Origin of the sequence: Sphingobium lignivorans (assembly GCF_014203955.1) — a bacterium.
In the GTDB taxonomy this organism is placed as follows: domain Bacteria; phylum Pseudomonadota; class Alphaproteobacteria; order Sphingomonadales; family Sphingomonadaceae; genus Sphingobium; species Sphingobium lignivorans.
Genome location: NZ_JACHKA010000001.1, coordinates 679,975 through 689,434 on the forward strand (window position 1 = coordinate 679,975; position 9,460 = coordinate 689,434).

7 protein-coding genes are annotated in these 9,460 nt (G+C 67.6%); 6 read left to right on the forward strand and 1 reads right to left on the reverse strand.

From position 1 onward, the window contains the following. Positions 1–59: 59 nt before the first annotated feature. Entirely contained in the window at positions 60–1,661 is a 1,602-nt protein-coding gene (locus HNP60_RS03225; RefSeq protein ID WP_184150138.1) for a lysine--tRNA ligase, read from the forward strand. A 46-nt stretch (positions 1,662–1,707) separates the two neighbouring features. On the opposite strand, the gene HNP60_RS03230 is transcribed toward HNP60_RS03225, so the two are convergent. Continuing rightward, positions 1,708–2,142, reverse strand: a complete 435-nt coding sequence (locus HNP60_RS03230; protein ID WP_184050848.1) for a hypothetical protein — start codon at positions 2,140–2,142, stop codon at positions 1,708–1,710. 353 nt (positions 2,143–2,495) lie between these two features. Between HNP60_RS03230 and HNP60_RS03235 the strand changes: the two genes are divergently transcribed. The 5 genes from HNP60_RS03235 (at position 2,496) to rbbA (ending at position 9,456) form a co-directional block, all read left to right on the forward strand. Beyond that, positions 2,496–2,882: a response regulator gene (locus HNP60_RS03235; RefSeq protein WP_184150141.1), complete on the forward strand. Its 387-nt coding sequence runs from the start codon at positions 2,496–2,498 to the stop codon at positions 2,880–2,882. Between the two features lie 87 nt (positions 2,883–2,969). Next, positions 2,970–4,013, forward strand: coding sequence for an alcohol dehydrogenase AdhP (gene adhP / locus HNP60_RS03240; RefSeq protein WP_184150144.1), 1,044 nt, complete (start codon positions 2,970–2,972; stop codon positions 4,011–4,013). 237 nt (positions 4,014–4,250) lie between these two features. After that, a complete protein-coding gene (locus tag HNP60_RS03245) occupies positions 4,251–5,648 on the forward strand; it encodes an efflux transporter outer membrane subunit (protein WP_184150147.1) in 1,398 nt (465 codons plus the stop codon). Then, the gene (locus HNP60_RS03250) at positions 5,645–6,718 is read left to right on the forward strand and encodes an HlyD family secretion protein (RefSeq protein WP_184150150.1); all 1,074 of its coding nucleotides are present in this window, start codon (positions 5,645–5,647) and stop codon (positions 6,716–6,718) included. Before HNP60_RS03245 ends, HNP60_RS03250 begins: the two co-directional genes overlap by 4 nt. Next, the gene (gene rbbA / locus HNP60_RS03255; RefSeq protein WP_184150153.1) at positions 6,715–9,456 is read left to right on the forward strand and encodes a ribosome-associated ATPase/putative transporter RbbA; all 2,742 of its coding nucleotides are present in this window, start codon (positions 6,715–6,717) and stop codon (positions 9,454–9,456) included. The genes HNP60_RS03250 and rbbA overlap by 4 nt, the downstream gene beginning before the upstream one ends. Positions 9,457–9,460 lie beyond the last annotated feature (4 nt).

Below are 9,460 nucleotides of genomic sequence, written 5' to 3' on the forward strand. Positions count from 1 at the left end.
GGGGCGTGCCGGGCTTTTTGGCTTGGCGCTCCCGGTGACTTGAAGCTAGAGCGCCGGCCATGACGACGCGTGCGATATCTCCCGAGCTCCGTGAAGCCGCCAGGGTCTCCAAGGCCTGGCCCTATGAGGAAGCGCGCAAGCTGCTCAAGCGCTATCCCGGCGGCAAGCCGGATGGCGCGCCGGTGCTGTTCGAGACCGGCTATGGTCCCTCGGGCCTGCCGCATATCGGCACCTTCAACGAAGTGCTGCGCACCACCATCGTGCGCCATGCCTATGAGGAGCTGTCCGGCGCGCCCACGCGCCTCGTCGCGTTCAGCGATGACATGGACGGGCTGCGCAAGGTGCCGGACAATGTGCCCAATCAGGCCATGCTGGCGGATTATCTCGGCAAGCCGCTCACACAGGTGCCTGATCCCTTCGGCAAGTTCGAGAGCTTCGCGCATCACAACAACGCGATGCTGCGCGACTTTCTGGACAGCTACGGCTTCGACTATGAGTTCGTCTCCTCGACTGACATGTATCGCGGCGGCCAGTTCGACGACGCGCTGAAGAATGTCCTGCGCCATTATCAGGCGATCATGGACATCATGCTGCCGACGCTGCGCAAGGAGCGGCAGGCGACATATTCGCCGGTCCTCCCGGTCAGCCCGAAGAGCGGGAGCGTGCTGCAGGTCCCCATCGAGGTGGTGGATGCCGATGCCGGTATCGTGCGCTTCACAGATGAAGGCGATGTGATCGAGCAGTCCATCCTGTCCGGCGGCGCCAAGCTGCAGTGGAAGGTCGACTGGGCGATGCGCTGGGTCGCGCTCGGCGTCGATTACGAGATGGCCGGCAAGGACCTGATCGACAGCGTCACGCAAAGCTCCAAGATCGCCCGCGCGCTCGGCGGCCGCCCGCCCGAGGGCTTCAATTACGAGATGTTCCTCGACGAGAAGGGCGAGAAGATCTCCAAGTCCAAGGGCAACGGCCTCTCGATCGAGCAGTGGTTGACCTATGGCACGCGGGAAAGCCTCGCTTTCTATATCTATCGCGAGCCCAAGGCGGCCAAGCAGCTCCATATCGGCGTGATTCCGCGCGCGGTGGACGATTATGAGCAGTTCCGCGCCGCTTATGCCGGCCAGCCGCTCGACAAGCAGCTCGGCAATCCCGTGCATCACATCCACAATGGCGATGTGCCGCAGGACGGGTTGCCGGTCACCTTCGGGCTGCTGCTCAATCTCGTCGGCGTCATGGGCGCGGATGCGACGGAGCATCAGGTCTGGGCCTATCTGCGCAATTATGCGCCCGACGCCACGGTGGAGCGCTATCCGCGCCTCGGCGGGCTGGTGCGTCATGCGCTGGCCTATAATCGCGATTTCATTGCGCCCACGCTGCGGCGGCGGGCGCCCGAAGCCCATGAGGCGATGGCCCTGCGCGAGCTGGATGCCCAGCTTGCCGCGCTCGATCCGCAGGCGGGGGCGGAGGAGATCCAGAACATCGTCTATGCGATCGGCAAGGATCCGCATTACGGCTTCGAGCAGCTTCGCGACTGGTTCAAGGCGCTTTACGAGACCTTGCTCGGGGCCGAGCAGGGGCCGCGCATGGGCAGCTTCATCGCGCTCTACGGCGTCGAGAACAGCCGCGCGCTGATCGCGCGGGCGCTGGAAGCCGCGCCTGCCTGATCCCTGTTGAGGGGAGGGACGGGCAGGACGTCTTGCGCCTCGCCGCTCATGCCTCCGGGCGCTGCGGCTGCAGCCGGGCCGACTGGATCGCGCCGACCGCCGCCACCGCATCGAGGAACAGCCGCCGCGCCGTGAAATCGGGCACCATGTCGCGCAGCAGCGTGACGGCGCAGGATTCGTCGCCCTGTGCCGCCATGACGGTGAGGTCGCCCAGCACCGCCTCGTCGGGCGTCAGGGTCATGCAGCACGGCCGGTGAATGAGGAACTGCTCGGGCCAGCTCTGCTGGATGCCGTGTACCAGCCGCGCCAGTCGCCGCGCCGCGTCCATGCTGCGCAGCCGCACCGCCAGGTCGGGCAAGGGGTCCCGCCCGGCCTGCCCGAACATGATGCACAGCCGCGTCGCCATCACCATGTGCATGGCCGTGAGCGGAAAGGAGCGCAGGTCCCTGAAGCGAAACAAGTGCGAAAGCGTCTGATTCATGGGGGCTCCTCCGGTCGCGCTGCCATCGTCTCGTCCGGCAAATTATGCTATTGCGAACGAATTGCAATAACTTTCCGAAAGACCAGTCGCACCGGGACGCGTTTCATCTGTCCTAATATGTCCGGTTTCTCCGCCGCAGATCGGTCAAAAAATGGCCGTTTCCCGCACCATGGCGGGCCGTCGGATCGATGGCGCGGACTGTAAGCCCATGTCCCGGTCCGCGCCGTTCCCCTCCGCGAACCTTCCCCCGAGCCGCCCCACCGATCGCCCCCGTAATTTTGCGGATTCCGAAGGCCGGCCAGCCCCGCCACAAAAGGCGCATCAGCCCTGGCCCTGACCTGCGGAGACGGACAATGATCGAACTGAGCGGCCCCCATGCCCACGCCCTCATCATCGAGGACAACATGATCATGAGCCGCGCGATCGAAGCCCAGCTCATGGCGGCCGGTTTCCGCTCCATCGATCATGCCCGCACCCGGGCACGGGCCATGACACTGGCCCGGGCGCAGTCGCCCGATGTTGTGGTGTTGGGCGAGCATGTCGATCAATGGGCGGGGATCGCCGCCGCGCAGGAACTCAGCCATCGCGACGGGACGGCGGTGATGATGGTCACCACCGATCCGCAGTTCTGGCGGCGCCCCTTCCCCGAGGATGTTCCCGTGCGCGGGCCTTATCGCATCGATCAGCTGAGCCGCGCCTTCGGGGCCCGGCGGCAGGGAAGCGCAGCGCCCGTCGCGTGACGGGGCGGGGGGACGGATGATCCCGCGCGCCGGTCCGCCGCGATCCGTTGGACATCCCACATCTCAACCAGTCAGGAGTGAGTTCCCATGCAGAAGACCATGAAAGCCGCCGTCGTCCGCGCGTTCGGCAAGCCCCTCGTCATCGAGGAAGTGAAGGTGCCCGAAGTCGGTCCCGGCCAGATCCTCGTCAAGGTCGCTGCGGCCGGCGTCTGCCACACGGATCTCCATGCCGCCGAGGGCGACTGGCCGGTCAAGCCGACGCCGCCCTTCATTCCGGGGCATGAGAGGGTGGGGCATGTGGTCGCGGTGGGCGCCGGAGTCACGCATGTGCGCGAGGGCGATCGGGTCGGCGTTCCGTGGCTCTACAGCGCATGCGGCCATTGCGTGCACTGCCTGGGCGGCTGGGAGACGCTGTGCGAGGCGCAGCAGAACACAGGCTATTCGGTGAACGGCAGCTTCGCCGAATATGTCCTCGCCGATCCGAACTATGTCGGCCATCTGCCCGCCAATGTGGGTTTCGTCGAAATCGCGCCGGTACTTTGCGCTGGCGTCACGGTCTACAAGGGGCTGAAGGTCACGGACACCAAGCCGGGCGACTGGGTCGCGATATCGGGCATCGGCGGGCTGGGGCACATGGCGGTGCAATATGCCAAGGCAATGGGGCTCAATGTCGTGGCGGTCGATATCGACGACGAGAAGCTGACGCTCGCGGAGCGGCTCGGTGCCGACCTGTCGGTCAATGCGCTCAATACCGATCCGGCCGCCTTCGTCCGAAAGGAGATCGGCGGCGCGCAGGGCGTGCTGGTGACGGCGGTGAGCCCCAAGGCGTTCCAGCAGGCGATGGGCATGGCCCGCCGGGGCGGCACGGTCTCCCTCAATGGCCTGCCGCCGGGTGATTTCCCGGTGTCCATCTTCGACACGGTGCTGAACGGGACCGCCATCCGGGGCTCGATCGTCGGCACGCGGCTCGATCTCCAGGAAGCGCTGGATTTCGCGCAGGCGGGGAAAGTCCACGCGACGGTGAAGACCGATGCGCTGGAGAACATCAATGACGTGTTCGCGCGGATGCACCATGGCGAGATCGAGGGGCGCATCGTCCTCGATTTCGAGGGCGCCGGAACGCCGGCCTAGAACGCCTGAACTCTGGTCGCGGCCGGAGTCTCCGGTCGCGACGCCAACCTTCGCATCCCTGCCTCGCGGGGCGACGTCGCACGCCCGGAGGGCGGTCTGCCGGCGCGCGCCTGCCCTGAGTCCCCCGGGATGCGAGGCGGCTACGTAGCATCCCCAATGATGCCCGTCGCTGCGCTGCGATAACAAACCCGGAAAGCGGAACGGACGGGCAAATTGGCAAGTTTCCTCAGACGATCGATGGCAGTTCTTGGGGCCGCGTCGCTTGCCGGCTGCTCCTTTGCCCCTGCACCGCAGCATCCGGCGATACCGGTGCCGGCGCTCTATCCCGAGGAGAGCGCGCCGCTCGCCGGGAACGGCGCGGCGCAGATCGGCTGGGAAGCCTTTTTCGGCGACGCACAGGTCAAGGCGCTGATCGGCCGCGCCCTTGCCAACAATCGCGATCTGCGCGTCGCTGCCGCCCGGATCGAGCAGGCCCGCGCGGCGCTGCGGGCGCGCGGCGCCGATCTCGCGCCCCAGCTCGCCGGGTCCGCCGGCATGGTCAAGGCCGGGCTGCCGGAAAGCTTTTCCCAGATGCTCCGCGAGGACACGCTGACCAGCTATGACGGCATGCTGCAGACGAGCTGGGAAATCGACCTGTTCGGGCGGCTGCGCAGCCTGCGGACGGCCGCGCTCCAGCAATATCTCGCCAGCACGGAAGCGCGGCGGGGTCTGGCGACGATCCTGGTCGCGCAAGTGGCGGCGGGCTGCCTTGCCGATCGCGAATATGCCGAGCGGCTGGAGCTGGCGCGCGAAACGCTCGCCAACCGGGAGCGGGCACTGCAGATCCTCACCCGGCGCTACGAACTGGGGTCGGGCTCGCGGATCGAAGTGACGCAGGCCGAGACGCTGCGCACGCAGGCCGCCGGTGCCATCCAGTCGATCGAGCTTTCCCGCGCGCAGAACCGGACGGCGCTGGCGCTGCTGGTCGGCGCGCCGGTCGAGGAGGCGGCGCTGACGCACAGCCTCGCCGAGATGGGGCGTGTCCAGTCCATCCCCGCCGGCCTCCCCTCCGAGCTGCTCGCCAATCGGCCGGACATCGTGGCCGCCGAGCATCAGCTGCGCGGGGCGGAAGCGAATATCGGCGCCGCCCGTGCCGCCTTCTTCCCCAGCATCAGCCTAACCGGCGCGGTGGGCACCACCAGCAACGATCTCGATGGGCTGTTCGGTGCCGGCACCGGCCTGTGGCTGTTCCGCCCCACCGCCTCGCTGCCGATCTTCACCGCCGGCAAGCTGCGCGCCAGTCTGCGGGCGAGCGAGGCGCAGCGCGACGAGATGATCGCCACTTATGAGAAGACCATTCAGTCCGCCTTTCGCGACGTGGTCGATGCGCTGGCGCAGCGGCGCTGGCTCAATGAGCAGATCGCGACCACCGAGCAGGCGATTGCCGCGCTGAGCGAGCGCTCCCGCCTGGCGACGATCCGCTTCGAGGCCGGCCGCGCCGCCTATCTCGAGGTGCTGGATGCCGAGCGTGATCGTTTCTCGGCGCAGCAGCAGCTTGTCCAGCTGCGTCGCGCCTGGCTGGCCAGCGGCGTGGCGCTTTACGCTGCGCTGGGCGGCGGCTTTTCCGAACCCGAAGGGCAGGGGCAGATGCCATGAGCACCAACTGGAAGAAATGGGCGATACGCCTCGCCATCGCCGCCGTGGCCATCGCCGCTGTCCTGACCTTGCGCTACTATCTCACGCGCGATCCGCTTGGCGAGGGGATCGCCAGCGGCAATGGCCGGATCGAGGCGACGGAAGTGGATGTTGCCGCCAAGGCGCCGGGGCGCATCCGCGATATCCTCGTCGATGAGGGGGATGAGGTGAAGGCGGGCCAGTTGCTGGCGACGATGGATGTCGACACGCTGGAAGCGCAGCATGCCCAGACGAGCGCGCAGAGCGAGGCGGCGCGGTCCAGCGTCCGGTCGGCGCAGATGCAGGTGGCGCAGGCGCTCAGCCAGCGCGCGGCAGCCCTTGCGCAGCTCCGCCAGCGGCAGGCCGATCTCGCCACCGCGCGCCAGCATCTCGGCCGCTCGACCGCGCTCGCGGCCGAAGGCGCGACGCCGCGTCAGGAGCAGGAGGATGACCATGCCCGGCTGCAGGCCGCTCAGGCCGGCGTCGACGCGGCGCAGGCGCAAGTCGCGGCCATCGATGCCGCGATCGCCACGGCCCGCGCGCAGGCCAGCGGGGCGCAGGCCAATGCGCAGGCGGCGAGCGCGCTGGTCCGTCAGGTCGAAACCAATATCAACGATGCCGCGCTGCGCGCGCCTCGCGCCGGGCGCGTGCAATATCGCATTGCCGAGCCGGGCGAGGTCATCGGCGCGGGCGGCAAGGTGCTCAATCTCATCGATCTCACCGATGTCTATCTCACCTTCTTCCTGCCCGAGCAGGCGGTCGGCCGGGTCGGCCTCGGCGACGAGGCGCGCCTCGTGCTCGATGCCGCGCCGGACCGGGTGATCCCGGCGCGCATCACTTTCATTGCCGATGTCGCTCAGTTCACGCCCAAGACGGTGGAGACGAAGGACGAGCGGCAGAAGCTCATGTTCCGCGTGCGCGCCTCGATCGATCCCAAGCTGCTGGCCCGCTACCGCAATGTGGTGAAGTCGGGCATGCCGGGCATGGCCTATGTGCGCATCGATCGTTCGAAGGCATGGCCGGCGCAGCTCGCGCTGACTCCGCTCAAATGACCGACGATGCCGTCCGCCTGTCCGGCGTGCACCTGCGCTTCGGCGATGTGGTGGCGCTCGACGGCATCGATCTCCAGCTCCCCGCCGGGCGCACAGTGGCGATGATCGGGCCGGACGGCGTCGGCAAGTCGAGCCTGTTCGCGCTGGTCGCCGGCGCCCGCGCGATCCAGGAGGGGCAGGTCGAGGTATTGGGCGGGGACATGGCCGATGCCCGGCACCGGCGGCGCATCTGCCCGCGCATTGCCTATATGCCGCAGGGCCTGGGCAAGAATCTCTATCCGACCCTGTCGGTCTTCGAGAATATCGATTTCTTCGCGCGCCTCTTCGGCCAGGCGCGTGCCGAGCGCGAGGCGCGCATCGAGACGCTGCTGGCCGCGACTGGCCTTGCGCCTTTCCGCACGCGCCCGGCCGGCAAGCTCTCCGGCGGCATGAAGCAGAAGCTTGGTCTGTGCTGCGCGCTCATCCACGATCCGGATCTGCTGCTGCTCGACGAGCCGACGACCGGTGTCGATCCGCTCTCCCGCGTCCAGTTCTGGGAACTGATCGACCGGATCCGCGCCGAGCGCCCGGGCATGAGCGTGCTGGTCGCCACGGCCTATATGGAGGAGGCCGAGCGCTTCGATCATCTCGTCGCCATGGATGCGGGGCGAGTCCTTGCAACCGGCACGGCAGCCGAGCTGCGCGAGCGCACCGGCGCCGCGAGCCTGGAGGAGGCGTTCATCGCCCTGCTGCCCGAGGAGCGGCGGCGCGAGCATCACGCCGTGACGATCCCGCCCCGGGACCTGTCAACGGACGGCACCCCCGCCATCGAGGCGCGCGGCCTCACCATGCGCTTCGGCAACTTCACGGCTGTCGATCATGTGGATTTCAGCATCGGGCGCGGCGAGATCTTCGGCTTCATCGGATCGAACGGCTGCGGCAAGACGACGACGATGAAGATGCTGACCGGCCTGCTCCCCGCGAGCGAAGGCCAGGCCCTGCTGTTCGGTCGCCCGGTCGATCCGCGCGACATCGAGACACGCAAGCGGGTCGGCTACATGTCGCAGAGCTTCTCGCTCTACACCGAGCTGACGGTGCGGCAGAATCTGGAGCTTCACGCCCAGCTTTTCCAGGTGCCGGGCGACCGCATCGAGGCGCGCGTGACCGAGATGGCCGAGCGCTTCGGCCTGCTCGATCTGATGGACGCCTGGCCGGAAAGCCTGCCGCTCGGCCAGCGCCAGCGTCTCAGCCTCGCCGTGGCGATGATCCACGCGCCCGAGATACTGATCCTCGACGAGCCGACCTCGGGCGTCGATCCCATCGCCCGCGACGCGTTCTGGCAGATGATGATCGACCTGGCCCGCAAGGACATGGTGACGATCTTCATTTCCACCCATTTCATGAACGAGGCCGAGCGCTGCGACCGGGTGGCCCTCATGCACATGGGCCGGGTGCTGGCGACCGATACGCCGGCCGGCGTGGTGCGCGCCAGCGGGGCGGCGGACCTCGAGGCGGCGTTCATCGATCATCTGCGCCGCATGGGCGGCTTCGAGGGCGATGGTGATGCGGCGGCGGGCGATGCCCCGGCGACGCTGGCCGCCGCGCCCCGCACGGGCGACAAGGCGGACGCGCGCTTCAGCCTGCGTCATATGCTGAGCTACAGCCGGCGCGAGGCGCTGGAGCTGCGTCGGGACCCGATCCGCGCGACGCTGGCGCTGGTCGGCAGCATCATCCTCATGTTCATCATGGGCTATGGTATCAGCCTGGACGTCGAGAATCTCACCTTCGCCGTGCTCGACCGGGACGGGACCACCACCAGCCAGAATTACGCGCTCAATCTCTCCGGCTCGCGCTATTTCGTCGAGCATGCGCCGGTGCATGGCTATGCCGAGCTCGACCGGCGGATGCGGGATGGCGAGCTGAGCGTCGTCATCGAGATTCCGGAGCATTTCGCGCGTGACATCCGCCGCGGCAGGCCGGTGTCCGTGGGCATGTGGGTGGATGGCTCGATGCCGAGCCGGGCCGAGACCGTGCTGTCCTATGTGCAGGCCATGCACCTCAGTTGGCTCTCGGATTTCGCCATGCGGGAGCTGGGCGCGCGGCCGAGCCTCGGCCTTGCCGGCATCGAGACGCGCTATCGCTACAATCCCGATGTCGCGAGCCTCGTCGCGATCGTGCCGGCCGTGATCCCGATCCTGCTCCTGCTCATCCCGTCCATGCTGACTGCGCTCAGCGTGGTGCGCGAGAAGGAGCTTGGCTCCATCGTCAATCTCTATGTGACGCCGGTGACCCGCACCGAGTTCCTGCTCGGCAAGCAGCTTCCCTATGTGGTGCTGGCGATGCTGAACTTCGTTCTGCTGACGATCCTCGCCGTCACGGTGTTCGGCGTGCCGCTCAAGGGCAGCCTGTTCGCGCTGAGCCTGGGCGCACTGCTGTTCGTGCTCAGTTCCACGGCCATCGGCCTCATCTGCTCCACGTTCCTGCGCACCCAGATCGCCGCCATCTTCGGCACCGCCATCGCCACCATCATCCCGGCGGTCCAGTTCTCGGGCATGCTGACGCCGGTTGCCTCGCTGGAAGGGTCGGGCCGCTTCATCGGCACGGTCTATCCCGCCACGCACATCCTCACGATCAGTCGCGGCGTCTTCTGCAAGGCGCTGGGCGTTTCGGATCTTCCCGGGGCCTTCACGGCTCTCGCGATCACCGCTCCCCTGCTGATGGCGGCAGGCATCGCGCTGGTGCGCAAGCAGGAGCGTTGAAGCG

Coding starts and splice junctions, on each gene's coding strand:
- rbbA (WP_184150153.1), top strand. CDS start 6,715: ATGACCGACGATGCCGTCCGCCTGTCCGGCGTGCACCTGCGCTTCGGC.
- HNP60_RS03235 (WP_184150141.1), top strand. CDS start 2,496: ATGATCGAACTGAGCGGCCCCCATGCCCACGCCCTCATCATCGAGGAC.
- HNP60_RS03230 (WP_184050848.1), bottom strand. CDS start 2,142: ATGAATCAGACGCTTTCGCACTTGTTTCGCTTCAGGGACCTGCGCTCC.
- HNP60_RS03225 (WP_184150138.1), top strand. CDS start 60: ATGACGACGCGTGCGATATCTCCCGAGCTCCGTGAAGCCGCCAGGGTC.
- adhP (WP_184150144.1), top strand. CDS start 2,970: ATGCAGAAGACCATGAAAGCCGCCGTCGTCCGCGCGTTCGGCAAGCCC.
- HNP60_RS03250 (WP_184150150.1), top strand. CDS start 5,645: ATGAGCACCAACTGGAAGAAATGGGCGATACGCCTCGCCATCGCCGCC.
- HNP60_RS03245 (WP_184150147.1), top strand. CDS start 4,251: ATGGCAGTTCTTGGGGCCGCGTCGCTTGCCGGCTGCTCCTTTGCCCCT.